The 17078-nt window shown below is 33.6% G+C and carries 15 protein-coding genes and 2 tRNA genes; 9 read left to right on the top strand and 8 right to left on the bottom strand.

From position 1 onward, the window contains the following. Positions 1-872: 872 nt before the first annotated feature. Positions 873-2162 (bottom strand): Na+/H+ antiporter NhaC family protein, encoded by a 1290-nt coding sequence (locus tag Cyrtocomes_RS02385; protein WP_322497614.1) that lies wholly within the window; start codon positions 2160-2162, stop codon positions 873-875. A 532-nt stretch (positions 2163-2694) separates the two neighbouring features. Beyond that, complete coding sequence (locus Cyrtocomes_RS02390) at positions 2695-4428, bottom strand: cation:proton antiporter domain-containing protein (protein ID WP_322497615.1); 1734 nt, start codon at positions 4426-4428, stop codon at positions 2695-2697. A 564-nt stretch (positions 4429-4992) separates the two neighbouring features. Between Cyrtocomes_RS02390 and Cyrtocomes_RS02395 the strand changes: the two genes are divergently transcribed. Then, the gene (locus Cyrtocomes_RS02395; protein ID WP_322497616.1) at positions 4993-5622 is read left to right on the top strand and encodes a hypothetical protein; all 630 of its coding nucleotides are present in this window, start codon (positions 4993-4995) and stop codon (positions 5620-5622) included. Between the two features lie 284 nt (positions 5623-5906). Here the strand turns inward: Cyrtocomes_RS02395 and coaD are convergent, their stop codons facing one another. The 3 genes from coaD to Cyrtocomes_RS02410 form a co-directional block, all read right to left on the bottom strand. Beyond that, complete coding sequence (coaD, locus tag Cyrtocomes_RS02400; protein ID WP_322497617.1) at positions 5907-6386, bottom strand: pantetheine-phosphate adenylyltransferase; 480 nt, start codon at positions 6384-6386, stop codon at positions 5907-5909. Then, positions 6386-7285, bottom strand: coding sequence for an RluA family pseudouridine synthase (locus Cyrtocomes_RS02405; protein ID WP_322497618.1), 900 nt, complete (start codon positions 7283-7285; stop codon positions 6386-6388). Before Cyrtocomes_RS02405 ends, coaD begins: the two co-directional genes overlap by 1 nt. 63 nt (positions 7286-7348) lie before the next feature. Next, positions 7349-7425, bottom strand: a tRNA-Val gene (locus tag Cyrtocomes_RS02410). A 60-nt stretch (positions 7426-7485) separates the two neighbouring features. Between Cyrtocomes_RS02410 and Cyrtocomes_RS02415 the strand changes: the two genes are divergently transcribed. Together Cyrtocomes_RS02415 and Cyrtocomes_RS02420 are read left to right on the top strand one after the other, a co-directional pair. Further along, positions 7486-7794: a hypothetical protein gene (locus Cyrtocomes_RS02415; protein ID WP_322497619.1), complete on the top strand. Its 309-nt coding sequence runs from the start codon at positions 7486-7488 to the stop codon at positions 7792-7794. After that, the gene (locus Cyrtocomes_RS02420; RefSeq protein WP_322497620.1) at positions 7775-8398 is read left to right on the top strand and encodes a DUF2460 domain-containing protein; all 624 of its coding nucleotides are present in this window, start codon (positions 7775-7777) and stop codon (positions 8396-8398) included. The genes Cyrtocomes_RS02415 and Cyrtocomes_RS02420 overlap by 20 nt, the downstream gene beginning before the upstream one ends. Positions 8399-8911: 513 nt before the next feature. Here the strand turns inward: Cyrtocomes_RS02420 and Cyrtocomes_RS02425 are convergent. Together Cyrtocomes_RS02425 and Cyrtocomes_RS02430 are read right to left on the bottom strand one after the other, a co-directional pair. Then, positions 8912-9565, bottom strand: coding sequence for a hypothetical protein (locus tag Cyrtocomes_RS02425; protein ID WP_322497621.1), 654 nt, complete (start codon positions 9563-9565; stop codon positions 8912-8914). A gap of 66 nt (positions 9566-9631) precedes the next feature. Then, positions 9632-10231, bottom strand: coding sequence for a hypothetical protein (locus Cyrtocomes_RS02430; protein WP_322497622.1), 600 nt, complete (start codon positions 10229-10231; stop codon positions 9632-9634). A gap of 801 nt (positions 10232-11032) precedes the next feature. Between Cyrtocomes_RS02430 and nuoH the strand changes: the two genes are divergently transcribed. From nuoH to Cyrtocomes_RS02445, 3 genes are all read left to right on the top strand, one after another. Continuing rightward, complete coding sequence (gene nuoH, locus Cyrtocomes_RS02435; RefSeq protein ID WP_322497623.1) at positions 11033-12028, top strand: NADH-quinone oxidoreductase subunit NuoH; 996 nt, start codon at positions 11033-11035, stop codon at positions 12026-12028. Between the two features lie 448 nt (positions 12029-12476). Then, positions 12477-12710, top strand: a complete 234-nt coding sequence (locus Cyrtocomes_RS02440; protein WP_322497624.1) for a hypothetical protein — start codon at positions 12477-12479, stop codon at positions 12708-12710. Between the two features lie 78 nt (positions 12711-12788). Beyond that, complete coding sequence (locus Cyrtocomes_RS02445) at positions 12789-12926, top strand: hypothetical protein (RefSeq protein ID WP_322497625.1); 138 nt, start codon at positions 12789-12791, stop codon at positions 12924-12926. A gap of 171 nt (positions 12927-13097) precedes the next feature. Here Cyrtocomes_RS02445 and Cyrtocomes_RS02450 read toward each other — a convergent pair. Then, positions 13098-13169 (bottom strand) — tRNA-Cys (locus Cyrtocomes_RS02450). Between the two features lie 451 nt (positions 13170-13620). On the opposite strand from Cyrtocomes_RS02450, the gene Cyrtocomes_RS02455 reads away from it, so the two are divergent. The 3 genes from Cyrtocomes_RS02455 to Cyrtocomes_RS02465 all read left to right on the top strand — a co-directional run bounded on the left by Cyrtocomes_RS02455 (position 13621) and on the right by Cyrtocomes_RS02465 (position 16752). Beyond that, positions 13621-14250, top strand: a complete 630-nt coding sequence (locus Cyrtocomes_RS02455; protein WP_322497626.1) for a hypothetical protein — start codon at positions 13621-13623, stop codon at positions 14248-14250. A gap of 143 nt (positions 14251-14393) precedes the next feature. Further along, positions 14394-15902 carry a P-loop NTPase fold protein gene (locus tag Cyrtocomes_RS02460; RefSeq protein WP_322497627.1) on the top strand — a complete coding sequence of 503 codons (1509 nt, stop codon included), beginning with the start codon at positions 14394-14396 and terminating at the stop codon, positions 15900-15902. Next, positions 15862-16752: a hypothetical protein gene (locus Cyrtocomes_RS02465; protein WP_322497628.1), complete on the top strand. Its 891-nt coding sequence runs from the start codon at positions 15862-15864 to the stop codon at positions 16750-16752. Before Cyrtocomes_RS02460 ends, Cyrtocomes_RS02465 begins: the two co-directional genes overlap by 41 nt. Positions 16753-17078 lie beyond the last annotated feature (326 nt).

Here is a 17078-nt window from a genome sequence, read left to right on the forward strand (position 1 = left end):
TTCGCTAAACTCAAAGAAAATCGACGCTTAGCATTACGATTTGAGAAATCCGATCTCTCTTTCCTTGCCTTTATAGCTTTAGCATCTATTAAATACAACCTTTGTTAACGGTGCCTAGTAATAGCTGTTTGAATTTGAAGCGGCGTAGATGAACATGTAATAATATCGCCTATGCTAGTTCAGTTTAAATCATTATATATGCTTGATGCTCTTTGGTATTATTTTGTTATAACTGTAATTGCCATCTGTAGCTATAATTCTGATGCTTTAATTGTAGTTCGTTTGCAGATCCTTCATTTCCTATATAATGTACAATAATCTCATTTCTGTTCCTATCAAGCCAATTTTGCCAGTCTTTTTTGAATATATGTATATAGCTCTCTAAGATAGGAATATCTCTTGGTGATTTACCAATGCTCTTGACCTCCTTCTCCACAGCTTCTCCAGCCGTGTATTATCATCTGAAACGGTATATTCATTATCCTAGCTCGAAAGCTAACATTATTAAGGTACATCGATACAGACATGTATTTCTCTTTGAGAGAATATTTTATTTTTTGTTCAATCTGCCACATTATTTGCACCTATACCTTTGCGTGACTATAACCATTCTTGATCATGGTTTTGTTAGAGCAAAATTTACACACCTTCATAGCACATTCATTTAACACACGTTGTCACGCTATCACATAATAAAATCTATCTTTTTATGACAATACCAGAATATCTCATAGCTTTTCACCAAACTTAAATTAATAGCTATCAATAATAAATACTGCCAAGATTTTGAATCGTGCATATGAGCTCAAGTAGCGTTTTAAATTGCTAAAACAGCTAATCTTACAAGCTAAAATCTGCCATTAATACAATATTTACCTCCTTATTTTGGTAAATAGTATGTAACCTACAGATACAATATATAAGATGTAGCAATAATATACATATGGGACTATGGTAAGCGGAGATACTTGTGCTATGGCACTTGCAAGTAGTATTTGTGCGCCATATGGTATTAGTCCCTGAAAGACACATGAAAAAATATCCAACCATGCGGCGCTATAATGTGCCGGTATTTTGTATTTCTTTATGAGCTCTTTTGCAATTTTTCCTGTAAAAATAATAGCAATTGTATTATTAGCCAGTAATATATCAAAGATACTAACAAGCTTTGCTATTAAGAGCTGTATAAATTTAGGGCCTGCATTCTTCTTATCTAGCCAAGTTGATAATCCATTTGCCACATCTAGAGCGAATTCTTTACCTGTGAGCCCAGATAAGCCACCAATCATTAGTGATAAAAGCATTATTTCATTCATGCTAATAAATCCCTTATTCAGTGACTGGTTGAATATGATAATTCCAAAATTATCACTTGTTAAAGCTCCAATAATGCCAGCAAAAGCTATGCTCAGCGATAGTGAAACAAACACGTTTATTCCGCTAACTGCAAGGACTATAAGCAATATGTAGGGTGCTACAAGTATCATATTATAATCTTTAATATCTGCGATTGTTTGGGCGTTAGTTTTAAAAGCTAACAAGCATATGGTGATAATCGAGGCAATAAAAGCTATTTTTACATTAAGTTTTAGTTTGAGCTTCATATCAGCTCCTTGTGACATTACAGCAGCAATTGTTGTATCTGATATAATGGATAAATTATCTCCAAACATTGCCCCTCCAATTACAGTTGCCATGCATAGTGGGGCATATATACCCAATTGTTGGCTTAGTGCGAAACTTATCGGAGCTATTGTTGCAATAGTACCCATAGAAGTACCAATACTTGTAGAGACAAAAGCTGCAACTAGAAATAACCCTATAAGTAAAAATTGATGTGGAATAAAAGTTAAAGCGAAATTAACTGTAGCTTCTATGCTACCAATTTGCTTTGTAACCTCACTAAAGGCACCTGCAAGCAAAAATACAATACACATTGTTATTATATCTCTATGGCGAATACCGTCCAAGAAATCATGCATTTTTTGTTGAGTTGTACCTCTATGCAGAACCCAGGCAAATGCAATGGCTGGTATTATAGCGGTTATAGGCGAAAGTTGATAAAAAGCATTTGGAGTACCTAGTAATGTGAAATAAATTCCGCTACCAACAAATACTAGTATAAATAGTAAAATAGGTGCAAAACGTAAAACAAAAGACATGATTTTTCTCAAAATAAAGTGAATTTAGGTTAGTAAACGTTACTACAGATTTGTGTATGAGAAATATAAAAACGACTAGCCTGGTATTCGAATAAGACTACAAAAATAACGTAAAATTAATATATCAATTTATCTTCTTACGGCCATGTTTTATATGATACTCTTGCCATTAGCAACTAAAAAGCGCATGTCCTAAATATAGCTGGGTTATTTGAGGTGATAACATGTAATAATATCGCCTATTAGCATTATTTTTAATAGGCCAATTCAGCTTAAATCACTATATACCAAAGATAGAGTGGGGCAAAATGAATACATGAGTGTCTAATATCAAATTGCTATAAAATTCAAAAACACTAAAGTTTTTAGAAATACCTGCCCAAAATAGCTAAAGAAAAATCAGCTTCATAAAAAAACAAAGCAGACCATATATTGGTTAGGTCAGTTGATAAAAACTTGTGAGAAAAATACTAACGCAGAATATAATCTTTGGCAAAACCTCATCGAGCATTATTTGATCATAAAATTATACTCAATTATATCTATAAGAGACTTCTTCGAGCAAAGCGTAATTATCTTTTCTAGTACGCTCTTTAACAGATGCTATAGAATGATCGGGTATACCAAGACTTTGCAAGGCTACGCTTCCAAGCTGCAAGCCTGCTTCAACTACTATAGGTACTGTAGCAGTTGCTCCAACCCTTTTTACAATTTTACTGTGTCTTAAATCTTCTACCCTACTTATTATCAAGAGATTTGGAAAATGCTTATTGATAGATCGTACAGCTCTACTAACTGAGACCTTATCACTCATATTCAATATAATAAGAGAAGCTTTATCCGCACCTAATGCCTCCAGTACGTCTAGATCACTAATACTACCATGATAAGCGGAAAAACCCTCTTTTCTAGCTTTTTTCACAACCATGGCATCCGCATCTATAATTAGATAATTTATATCCTGTTGCTCAAGCATTTTTACAACTATTCTGCCAACTCTTCCAAATCCAGCTATTATCACATGATCAATAAGTGCACTTATTGATCTCATATCATTTTGTGGCTCATAATTTGCGCCCTTCATGTAATCAATTTTATCTTCTATTTTACTGCCAAGAATCGAAAGAATTGGTGTTAGAGCCATTGTAACTGCAACGGTCATTAACATCAATTGCACAAAATCATTATCCAAAATCCCTCTTTTGGCAGCCATTCCAAAAAGAACAAATGCAAATTCGCTACCCTGCGATAAAGTCATTGCTGCATGAAACGCCATACCTTTTTTCATTCTGAATATCAGGCATAATAGATAGATAACCGCTCCCTTGATAAGAAGAAGGGCAACCGCACATATCATTATCTTTTGCCAATTGAGCAATATAAAGCGCCAATCTATTGACATTCCCACAGAAATGAAAAATAAGCTTAAAAAAAGCCCTTGAAAAGGAGTGATGCTATCCTCAATTCTGTTTCTATATTCTGTTTCTGCAATTAATATACCGGCCATAAATGCCCCCATCACCGCAGATAAACCAAGATTGCTTGTTACCAATGCGGCACTTAAAACTATCAATAAAGCGGTTGTAACATATACTTCATCAGTTTTTACTGAGGCTATAAGAGAGAAGAAAGGTCTTAGCAATAATCTTCCAAAAATTGTTATTCCCGCTATTGCAACTATAGCGTTAAATCCAGCGGCACCTATAGCCTCCAGTATACCTTCACCCTTTCCATCTAGCATCGGCAAAACAGCTAATAGCGGTACAACAGATAGATCCTGCATCAATAGAACAGAGAGTGATAATCTACCTATGTGGCCAGATTTTTTACCCCTTTCTGCCAAAACCTGTAATACTATAGCCGTTGAAGATAATGCAAGCGTCATCCCAATTACTATTATTACCCCGATGTTTAAGTTATAGTGCAAAAAGTTTATATCTAGCCAACGGAATATAAACCCAAGTAATGCCGCAGTAATAATGAGCTGAAGGCTTCCAAATCCAAAAACATAAAAGCGCATCTTCATTAATCGTTCAAAGCTAAGCTCAAGCCCTATTACAAATAACAAGAATACGACACCAAACTCAGATAGACCCTCAATATAAGAAGAATTACCAATAAGATGAAGTCCGTTATTTCCAACTATTGCCCCCATAATCAAGTAACCTAATACGGGGCTAATGCTTAGCTTATTTAAAAGTACCACTGTACACACAGCCAGCACAAGCAATATTACAACATCATTCAAATAACTAAGATCATGCATCTTCAAAGAAAGATTATTGAATAGAGTTTGGTATGCTACAGATAGCAGTTGATAGTTTCAAGCAGCACTTAAAAATTAAATATATTCATATACAGTAAGGGTTTAGATATAAGAAAGATTGTGGGCAGCGGTCATATTAATAGAGCAATTAGTAGACCTGGCTACTTTATTCTGATTAGAGGTAAGGGGGAATAAGGAGTGAGTAAAATCAATAACATACATCTTAAAAGTAATGCTAAATGGCGGAATTTGTATCTAAGAATATAGTATTACATAACTTATCGCATACTTAGATTTCTCTTCGTCAATTTTCAAATTAAGGCTAGTCATATCACTGTGACTGTTGACTTATCGGCCACAGTAGCTTTGCCATAGCCTCCACCCTTAGCATTATCTATTAGTTTTGCGAGAGGTTTTTTAGAATCTTAGAATTTATGTAAGGCCTTGATATAAATCTTTTCATGAGAAAGCTGAAGGTTAAGACGTTTGCAGCTAAACTAATAGATTGAAATTTCAGACACTTAGCGCTAATATGAAATATATTTTTATTATATAAAGATTTTTATGAAAAATGTTAGTAAGGGAACTGATAATAGCGCATTAGTTATGGAGAGAATCACAATTCGTCTATCAGGAACATTAGAATTTATTGACAGGCAATTTGGTGATGATGGTGTAACTTGGAGCGCAGGCAAATCTATATTATTGGACTTTTTAGAAACTATTGAGAAGTCTAATACACTTATCATGAACAGTATACTTAATAGTGATATTGCACCCGATACTTCTGCAGAACCAACTTTGCTGCGTAAAATACATCAGACGCAGAATGCGGTTAATAGTCTTGAATCTGAGGTTGGTAAGCTGGAACCTAGTGAAATGGATGAACTAATACCAACAATCAATAATTCACTAAAAGAAATGGTTGATAATCAAGAGAAAACACCAATATTATATATTGTAAATTTTGTGGAAAAAAGTAGTGATCTTATATTACATAATATACAGGAGAAGATAACTGAGCTTACCGAAGGACGTGACGATTTATTAAGTAGTAGACGCGGTGTAAAACCTGAGAGAAAAACTGATAGATTATCTAAGGAAGATCGAGAAGAGATAGAGCAAGATGCAAAATGGAAAGATAAGGTATCTACTACTAAGAGTGAAAAAGGTGGCGGCCATATGGCAAAATAACCTACAAATTGTAGCTGAAGTTTTATAAGTTTGGGTGAGGTTTGTAAAAGGTTATATAATCGCTCACATCTATATTTAACAATATGAAGAGGAGAGAGTAAGGCTGGCCAATATACCACTTACTTATCCACTTCGTATTGGAAGATATTGGTATATTGTCTTTTTTGGCATCATATTACTTCAAATAGTAGCAAGATTACCAATTCCTCAAACTAAATTACTATAACCGCACTTTATAGCCCCGCTATCTACGTGCAATAAAATTAAATATATTTAATTCAGATTCAGAGATAGTGTACTTTTGCTATTAGCATATTTGCAACATTAACCGAAACTAATTGCGATAAATCACCGCCAAGTCTTGCTATTTCTCTAGCAAAAGATGAGGATATAAAATGCCCCTCTTCTGTAGACGGTAGAAACACGGTATCTATTTTATGATTCATTTTTCTATTAACATAAGCTAACTGAAATTCATATTCAAAATCAGAGACCGCTCTTAGGCCTCTGACCATGGTATGTACATCATTTTTTCTAGCAAAATCTACTAATAATCCCGTAAATCCTATTACCTCAACATTTTTGATATGAGCCACTTCTTGCTCTATCATTCTAACCCTTTCCTCAAGGCTAAATATTGTGTTCTTTCTAGTATCCTGGGCAACACCTATTGTTACACTTGAAAATATGCGAGATGCCCTCTTTATGATGTCAAGATGCCCAAGCGTAATAGGGTCAAAAGTTCCGGGATATATTACCTTCATCACAAAAGCTGAAGTGTATCACTAATAGGTATTTTTTTAAAACCTAATTTTCTCAAATCATCTTTAAAAATATCTGATAATTCTGCATAAAACGAGTAATTATTCCCTAATAGCTCAAACCGTAGCCTATAAGAATGTAGCATCATTGAAACATCATTACTACTACTTATACCATGCTTATCATCACCTACTACCGGGCTTCCAAGTGCTGCAGAATGTATTCGAATCTGGTGCTTTCTACCTGTCATAGGTGATACTATTACTAGAGAATAGCCAAGATCTGATAATTCTAATAATTCATAGTTAGTAATAGCATGTTTATATTTTCCATTATCTAACACTGGGGTATCAATCGATTTTTTAACAATATGCCCCTTTAACACAGCCAAGTAATCTTTTTTTATCTGTTGAGATGAAAAAAGGGCAGAAAGCTCCTTAGCTATAACTCTATTATTTGCCATCACTAAAACTCCACTCGTCTCCTTATCTAGTCTATGGACCAACACAGGCTGCTTATCCCAAAATTTTGCTAAAGTATCTATACCAACAGAAATTCCACTACCGCCCTGACATGCGGCAGCAACAGGTTTGTTAATTACAGTTATATGCTCATCACAAAAAATTAGATGCTTTTTATAAAAAGCATCTGCAAAATTCTTATATTTTAGAATATCTGGAACATTATTGGCTTCTTTTTGTTCTAATTTCACTTCAAAGAACTTAATTTCTTGCCCCTCAATTACCCTATCATATATATTAGCCTTTTTACCATTTACCTTTATTTTACCTTTGCGTGCCAACTTTGCCACTATAGTAAACGGGTATTCTGGATGATTTATCTTAAACCATCTATCAATTCTCAGACCTGAATCCTGAGCAGAAATTTGCTTGACTATCATGCGTCTGAACTAAATTTTATACCGAAAAAAGAAAGACTTACCAGAGGTTCGAGTAAAAAGAACTGGTAGGCAGTAGTGGACTCTAACCACTGACCTCTACGATGTCAACGTAGCGCTCTAAACAGCTGAGCTAACCGCCTTCCTGAAAAAGAGCTTATACTTTAAAAAAAGCATTATGCCAATATCAATTTTTTATTCGAATGATTTTTAAAAAGTGTTCAAAAAAAGTACAAGCCGAAATTATAAACCAAATCCTTGTTCCATCAAAAAAAATGCTAAACATAATATCGGCATATATAGATGATAAAGGCCAAGAAGATGAGTTTCTAAAAAAGATAAGAGGCAGAGATAGTATAATTGGCGTCTTTCTTAAAGTGGCTGCATTGATGTTTAAAATTGTGGAAATGGAGGAGGAAAATACACAAGTGGATACGATATCAAAAATAAGTAACTCAGATATAAATATAATAAGAAATTTTTTAAAAAAATATGATGAAACAAATAGTTAACTTCATCGAAGAAAGATTTCCTGAAGATATATCATATGGTTCGCTTGGAGGACCTGAATATATAAATAATGTAATAGAATCTTTAAATTTTAATGAAATAAGAATGCCCAAATGTACAAATTCTAGGATGCGGTACAATATTATGCCAGGTATAAAAAACCAGGAACAGCTTGATATATTAATATCATTCTTTAGGATATGCAGAGGGAAGCTTATAGGGTTTAGATATAAGGATTGGAGTGATTATAAAGCAAAAGAAGAGAAACTTGCTATATGTAAGGGTGTAGAAACTGAATTTCAACTAACAAAAAGTTACGCTATTGGTAATTACACTTATGTAAGAAAAATAAACAAACCTGTACGCAATACAGTTAAAATACTCATTAACAATAGAGTTCTCGAGAATTATGATATTCTAAAAATTGACTATTCTACAGGTATATTTAGCTTTATAACGCCACTTTTAAAAGGTGACGTTATATCTGCGGAATTTGAGTTTGATGTTCCAGTTCGATTTGATACAGACTATATGCCAATAACAATGGAGGGGAATAACATATACTCATGCTATAATCTCAACTTAGTGGAAATTATGCAAAACTAATGCATAAATCTGATAACTCTCAGATCTGATATTCTATTTATACCACAGAAATTTTGAGCATAATCAGCAGCTGATTGTGAAAATTCAATTGCATATTGCCTAAGAATCATTCTATATTGTCAATAATACGACGATTATTGGAGTGATCCAGGTAATATGTACTAGGATTATGGTCATACTAGCGATTTATCTTCTCGAGTTATATCGCTACTACAAAGTCTTTGGCAAATGGAAGAATCAGGAGGAAATCGAACAAAGTGCACCATCAGGCGGTGATTAATAACCCAAATGGGCCGCCCCCTTCGGTGATGTGATGAATATTACTGCCTAAATTGCGAAAGCTGTAATTATTAATGAAAAAGTACTAGGGTCATCAGCCTTATATAGGCAAGTTGAAATTATAGAATGTTGAAGAAAACTGATTGCTGATTTAGAAAATTCTGCTTGAAGAAGGCCAAATACAGTTGTGATATTCAATATTTTATCAACTGTATCAAAAAGCCATAATAATTTTTAATTGAAATTTTCTAAATTGGTTGCGCAATCTGTATCACCACTTTGCATATGGTTATGAGCTCTATTATCAATGTCCTCTATATCAGGACTTGCTGCGTTTGAATTGCAAGTGTGGCAATCTGCCTTAATAATTGAATCAAAGATAGTCGCAGATAAATGATCTAAATGATCTAAATGATCTAAAATATGTTCTAGGCGCACCGATTCAATCATACAGAATCCTATTACTAGTCCAGCAGCGGCTGCAACAGCGGTGGCTTTAAATTGGAATGTAAGAACATTTGCTTTCATACAATAATCCTTATAAAGCTTTATACAAGCTGCAATTGTAGGGAGGGAATATTGAAGAGGGCGAATTACAAAAGATTTACAAAGCTCCGCTCTACACAAACCCAATTCAGTTGTTGTATCAAATATTTTATCAATTCCATCAAAAAGGCATAATGCAATCGGTTGGGTTAGCAATTTTATCAATGCCCCAAATGGGATTGCGGCCATCCAATCCCCATCTACTTTGTATGCTAACACTGCTGCGGGGATTAAAAATACTAATGCGCCTTCCTTTAAATATGTACCTGCATTTAGGCATGTATAACTTATATTATACAGAGGGCTCATCATTGTATGTTTTATGTTATGGAATAAACTCATTATAGTATTATAGAATTTATAAAATTAACAAACCGCTTAACTTTGTAAAATAGATTTTCATTTAGGTTAATCTGTTGTATGCCCCAAATCTGCATCACCACTTTGCATAGGGTTATGAGTTCTATTATAAATGTCCTCTATAGCGAAACTTGGTATTTTTGAATTGCAAATATTGCAATCTGCCTTAAAAATTTCATCAAGGATAGATACGTCATTTAAGCCATTTAAGTGATTAATAGCATGTGTTAGGCGTGCTCCTTCAACATGGAGATATCCGGGTAGTGCGGCCAAAGTAATACCTATCAATGGAAAAAGCATAAAACCTGACTCATTATGTCTACAATCACCCTTATAGAGCCATGTATAGGCAGAAATTATAGGGGAAAAATGTTGAAAAAATCGAATTGAAGATTTACAAAGTTCTGCTCTACAAAACCCCACTTTAGTTGTTATATCAAATATTTTATCAATTCCATCAAAAAGGCATAATGCAATCGGTTGGGTTATCAACTTAAGCATTGCCCCAAAGGGGGCTGCGGCAAGGCTCAATCCATCTACTACTGGTATTAATAAAACTGATGGAAGTAACCATATTAACGCCCCCTCTTTTAAATATGCACCCGCATGTTGATAAGTATGCTTTATGTTATGAGATAGACCTATCATAGTATTATAGAATTTATAAAATTTACAAACCGCTTAACTTTGTAAGATATGCAATTAATTAGGATTTTTAATGAGTGGATGATAATTCATCACGCTCTGATCTAATTTTAAATTATTTGAGGATGGGATACAAGAAGAAGGCATGCAGTAAAATGACATTTATACTATAATATAATAGTAATGTTGTTACTTTATAGTGCTTGGTGTTATTTAAGAATAACAAAAGTAATTAAACTACGCTCAGAGGTGTTAGGTATGAAATATAACCATAAGTAGTTTAATTCACCATAAATCGAAATAGACAGAACTATATAAGAATAGTCCAGCCTTATGTAAATAGACAATTCGTTAACAAGTTAGCTTAATTTTAAGGTAAAAACCTTCAAGTTTTAGTGATATAGCTAAGGCGGTAGATTATATAAAAAGTAATTTTGTTAAACTTAACCAAATTATAACTAACATATTTTCAAAATTAGTCATGTGCCATTTTTATGACGCTTTAGTTATATACTGAATCAGTAACCACAGAACAAAATTTTGTTCTAAATACCAAATAATTTATACCACATCGTGGTATAAAAACTTGGCAACCTAGATATTTATGAACTTTTTTATATAATTTTTATACGGCGATCTATTTAAGATTTTCTTTTTTATAAACTTCGTTCAATTTCTTTCATATTGTGGCTTTTATTTGTGAATCACTGTATTTGCTATACATTTTATATCAAGCTTGATAGATCCGTTGGCACGGTGTACTAATCATACAATGCCAAACTTATTTAATGTTGCAGTATGGAGGTGTTACTTCGCTATTTTGATATAGTTTTTCCAATATTTCTTAAGATATTATTTCTCCTTATACCACTTTTACTTTCAGTTGCTTACTTAACGTTGATGGAAAGAAAGGTAATAGGGTGGATGCAACTTAGAACAGGTCCTAGTACTGTTGGTTTTTGGGGGTTACTTCAACCCATTGCGGATGCATTGAAGCTTCTGCTGAAAGAGCCTATTTTGCCCACTAACTCGAATAAGATTCTATTTATATTAGCCCCAATAATAACATTCACACTATCTATGGTAGGATGGGCAGTTATTCCAATAGAAAATTTTGTAATAGCAGATGTTAACCTTGGTGTTATGTATATATTGGCTGTTTCTGCGCTGAGTGTCTACGGTATAATCATAGCTGGTTGGGCAAGTAATTCTAGATACGCTTTTTTAGGTGCCATAAGATCAGCTGCGCAAATGATATCATATGAACTTTCTATGAGTCTATGCATTATTGCGGTCTCAATTACGTCTGGTACATTAAATTTAAAAGAGCTTGTGATAGCGCAGCAAAACTTGCCTATATATATGGAAGTACTACTGTTACCAATGTTTGTGATATTTTTTATTTCCATATTAGCAGAAACAAACAGGCATCCATTCGATTTACCAGAAGCAGAGGCTGAACTTGTTGCAGGATATAACGTTGAGTATTCTTCCATGCATTTTGCTTTATTCTTTTTAGGAGAATATGCCAATATGATATTAACTAGCGCAATGGCTACACTGCTCTTCCTCGGGGGGTGGTTTCCACCGTTTGGTCTTAAGTGGTTAGGCTTTATCCCTGGAATCATATGGTTTTGCTTGAAGGTGTTTTTGTGTTTATTTGTATTTATATGGATAAGAGCGGCCCTCCCTAGATATAGATATGATCAACTTATGCATCTTGGATGGAAGGTACTTTTGCCATTATCTTTTTTTGGCGTAATTATTATCTCGTTGGTTAAGTTCTATTTTGCTATCTAGTGTATAACACAATTGCGTTTAGCTTTTTATAGTGTTGTTTATCATATTGTTAGTAATATTATCTAAAATCGAGTGTGTTGATTGTTTTATCCGCTATTCACTATGTTTTTTCTAAAAACAACAGGTGGTTGCAAGTTCACTAACCTACTTCTTGGGTGATAGCTCAACCTCTAATGAAAGTCATAATATCGATTAATTTTTCTAAGTTTTCCCAATGAATATTACTAACGCATGTATAAGTACTACCTTGCTTTATGGTTGTTTCATTTCTCCAATGGATGTGTACCAAACACCTGTTTAAGTATTTTAGTAGCTTACGTTTATAAAGCGATGACTCATATAGTGTCAAATCATGGAAATAATTCATCCTGTTGTATACCTTCTCTAGCTTCTCTACTTGCTCTAGCCTCTGTAGATTATATAATTGGCTTAGTTAATAGAGGCCGTAGTGAGTAATAAGAATCATTGTGGTGTACTGCCTTCTGTGCTTTCTGCGTCCTCTTTAATTACCTTCTCTAAAAACTTAATGTCCGCGCCTCCTCATAATGTTGTGAAGCAGTTGTATGAGTGGTACTCAAAAGAAGGAATTATTGTTGACGTTTTTTTATACCTTTTCCTTGGTTGTATCACGGTATGGATTCCATATAAGGTAGCTCGGTGGATAGAGAAACATGAAGAGTAGGCGGCGGGGATCTCTCATAATCCTGCGACAGAAAAATTTGAGAAAGCTCTGAAATCTTTGTTATCTCGAGAAGTACCCATGAATAAACATCAACTAATAGGTTATGTTACTTGGTATATGGAATGTGTGCTTAGATCAGACAAAGCTACTCAAACAGTGGATTCAAGTGATTCTGAGCAATATCAAGAACTTCATCAATCAGATACAAACCTATAATATATTTAATTTCTATATCCATTGCCCGCTTTCTTTTATTAGAAGATTGGTTTTAAGTTAATAAATAGTTAATATTCAGTAACTAGCTGTAAAACTTGCTATTTGATAGATTAGGATTATCGGAAAAAGGCTTGCGAGATAATTTGCTTTCAAGGTTTTATGGAACAGGAGAGGCCGAGGTCAGAATCGAACTGACGTATAGGGGATTTGCAGTCCCCTGCATTACCACTTTGCTACCCGGCCAAATTGCTCATGAACGCTGTATAATACAATATCGCGAATAGTTCAAGATATAAAACGAAATCCAAGCTATGCATTATTTATATTCTTAACCAGTTAAGTCTTTAGAATAGATTTGGTTATAAAAGAGGTAAATTTGTAGATTCAGTAAGTATAAAAGTATTTAGATTTGTGATATATCAATGTTCTTAAAGATGTTATAGAGGAAAAAATACCCTCAATTATTGTTTTTGTTGTATATCAGTAACTTAACTTCAATTTGTGTCAGATCAATTGAAATAATGATGTCTCTTTATAATAATGTATTATACAATCTTGCACCTTATAGTAAATTGCTAGAGGAGTACAATTCATTATAGAATAGTCTCCATACCCACACCTTAATACTCACCAAGAAATTCTAGTTGTTCTTACAAAATAGTTACGTATAAAAGCGCCATGGTATCTGGTGATTATGGAAGGTAGCTACGTGTCGATTATAAAATGTAAATGGTTTCATTTATTCTTAATACAAGTGGTGCTTGTGTGCGCTTCTGTATACCTAGCATCTTTAGTAATTAAAGAAATAGGTGGTGGCGCTTTGCTTGATGCATTGTTGGTTCCAATATTCTTTGCAGGCCTTCTGCTTTATTTAAATAACGAGCTATTAAATATACTTTATGTTTGTGTGAGGGGCAAGAGACATGTGTTTACCATTTTTCCCATTATCATATTGATATTAACATGGTATAGCAATTGTAAAAACATGCCAAACATATTAGAGAGTTGGCTTCAGATTTGTGATATTGACAATGCAGCACCAATCACAAAATGTATTGGGTCTCAGATTTGTGATATCCTTAGCAATGGTATTAAGTGCCTCAATGACAACAATCAAGGGAAGGCCAGTGCTGATATATGGAAAGTCGCACTTGTTATTATTTTGATGATTTGCGTCTTGTGCATATTATTAGGCCTTGGTAAGCTCTTAAAGTGTATCTTGTATAAACCATTAGGCCTTGATAAGTGCTTAGAGTGCTTGTGTAAAAATATAAGAAATCTCCACCAGAACCTACTAAAGTTAATAAACACTATGATAAACTAATCGAAAAGTTAATTAAGAGCATCGAAAGAGCTCTTCCAGGTGGTTTAGGGGATGATCCAGTTGAGTGGGGTGAGACAACAAAGGATAATGGGGTTATGGATATAAAAGCCAATTACCTGAAATCTATGTTAGAAAAGCAAGGGATGATAAGGACTTTTGGAGTTATTGGTTCATGGGGCTCGGGGAAAACAAGTTTTATTAATTTACTAAAGCACAAAGATAAACAAGATACACAAAACATTTATGTAGATTATAATATATTTCGCCAGGAGCACATTAGTGGTGGGAACCAAAGGTATAGTAAACTTTATATCCTTACACAATTTTTAGAAATTGAATTTAAAACTCATAATATTAATGATAGTAATGTATTGATATTACTCAGGGAGCTTGCTCATTTTTCATCATTTTCCTTATCAATTGAGAAAATAACCTCTATAAGATTAGCTGATCCTCACCTAAGAGGTTATAAAGAGATCATTAAAGATATAAAGCAAGAGCTGGAAGCTCTTTTAACAAGTTTAAAAAGAAAGATCATTATTGTTTATGATGATCTAGATAGAATAACAGATCCTGAGGAGATTTTAGGGCTTTTACGGCTTGTGGATTTGATAAATGATATTCGATCTGAGTGGATTGCTCAAATTGTTTCTTATGACCATAGTAAGTTATTAGATATACTTTCAGAATTTGGCTCAGAAATAAGCAAAGAGAACTCCAATACAGGTGGTTCTAATAAAGAGAGCTCCAGTAGTAGAGTGTTTTATGAAAAATATATCGAAAGAATAATTGGCCAAAAATTTGAAATTGATGGTTATAATATTATGTCGATAAAAACATTGATAAAGGAGATTAGCGAGAATGATTCTTTCAAAGACATGCCCTATTTGAGCAATGAAATACAAAAAGAGCTTAGCTATTGGAATCAAGAGAACTTTTTGCGTATCTTTGATTATATAAAGGTACCTATGCGTAGTATAAAAATTTTCAGTAATAACATTGTAAATGCGTTTATAATATACAGTGTAGGTGATCCAATATTAAATGTGCAAAAAAAAGGTGATGAGAACTCAGGTGTGGGCGAAGAGGAGGATAAGAAACAAAAAAATGATAAGAACAGCTCAAATGAACCCAAAGTTGTTGCTGAGCATAATAAAGGTAATAATAACTCAAATGGAGCCAACAAGTGTGCTGAGCAAAAAAAAGATGATGAGGAGGTAGCTAAGTATAATATCACTTCTTATATAGATATTCGCATTTTAATTCTAACACAGCTTTTAAAAACATTGAGTTTGGAGCAATATAATGATGCGAAAGATTTCTTTATGGACATAGCAGATTTCAAGATAGGTGATCATGCAATAGAGAATAAGTTCGACTCAGTGCTTAAAAAAATATCAGATTCAGTAGCAATAAAGACTATTACTGAATATATATATAATGAGTTGAGTAAAAAAATAAGCAAAATACAAAATGATGATAATATTTTATTGATTATTGGTGTGCTGTTTGAGTTGTTTGGTAAGGTGCATCAAAGTGCGCAATACGATAAGCAGCTACATATCTCATACAAACAGTTTGTTTCTTATCATTTTCCCGAAATTTTGATTTTTGGAACTTGCGATAATACAGGATATAGCGAGAGAATTTAATAATGGGCTCAATGAAATTAGTGACGAATTGCGTGATCGGATTATTAAGAATAATTACTATGAGGATATAGAGAATTTCTGTCAAAAGCTTCCGGTGGATGAAACAGATCGCTTCAATGAGTTTAAAAACAACAGTATATTAAAAGTACGTAAAGCACTTTATGATGATTATATTGAGAAAGGGGAGAATGTCTCAATTTCAGAAATTCTTGATAAGAGGTGGGCTGTTTTAGACCAGAGCAAAGGAAAAATGCGGCATGTATATTATATACTTAGTAAAAAATTAAACGAGCAGCCAGGCCAAGATAGTGAGCTGATGACGTATATTTTGCAAAAGATAAAAGACGATCCACTAAAGCTAGGTATTTATACACCAACCGATTTTTATGGTGAAAATCTAAAACTACTGAAAAGCACACTCCCACACATAGCGCCAGCATGTTGCAATGCGATTTTAGGTACTAATAATGATGCTCTACTAACCGAGAGATTAAGCAAAGATGATGCTGGTTTCTTTTTATACAATTTATTTGCGTTAATTATTTGCTACCAGGATGGGGAAGATAAGCAAAATGAGGTTCAGGGACTGGATGGTAAAATAAGCGAATGTGCAAATGAAGAACAATGCTATCTGAAGTATATAGAAGCTGTTCATATGAAATTGATTAGCGGGTCTTATATGGATAAAAAACATTGTGAGGATATAATGAAGAGTATGTGGGATGCTGGCTTGCCAGATCAGCAACAAATAGTTACACAATTTTCACAATTTCACAGTAAAATAGAGAGTTATATGAATAATCAGGAAGGTAATCAGAAAGCTAAAAAAAAACTATATAGAAAAAGTTAACCAGTGGAAAATATCAATTAATAATATCTATAGCTAATCCGTTATAAAATGTCATGCTAATTTTGATAAAAATGATATAAATGCTATATAAAGAAAAAATGTCATATCCAATAGAATTTAGAAAGAAGCTAATGAAGTTAAATGAAGAAGGGATGACATATGAAGCCATTAGTTTCAGATATACTGTTTCAGATAGAACTTAGGTGGAAGAAAGAGCTAGACCCCCCAAAAAATAGAATAAGAGCTTGGAGTGTAATCAATAGAGAAGCATTGATTGAAGATAAACACCCTTCGGACTATTGCTATGAAAGAGCTATTAGATTAGG

Origin of the sequence: Candidatus Cyrtobacter comes, assembly GCF_034470605.1 — a bacterium.
Classification (GTDB): Bacteria; Pseudomonadota; Alphaproteobacteria; order Rickettsiales; family Midichloriaceae; genus Cyrtobacter; species Cyrtobacter comes.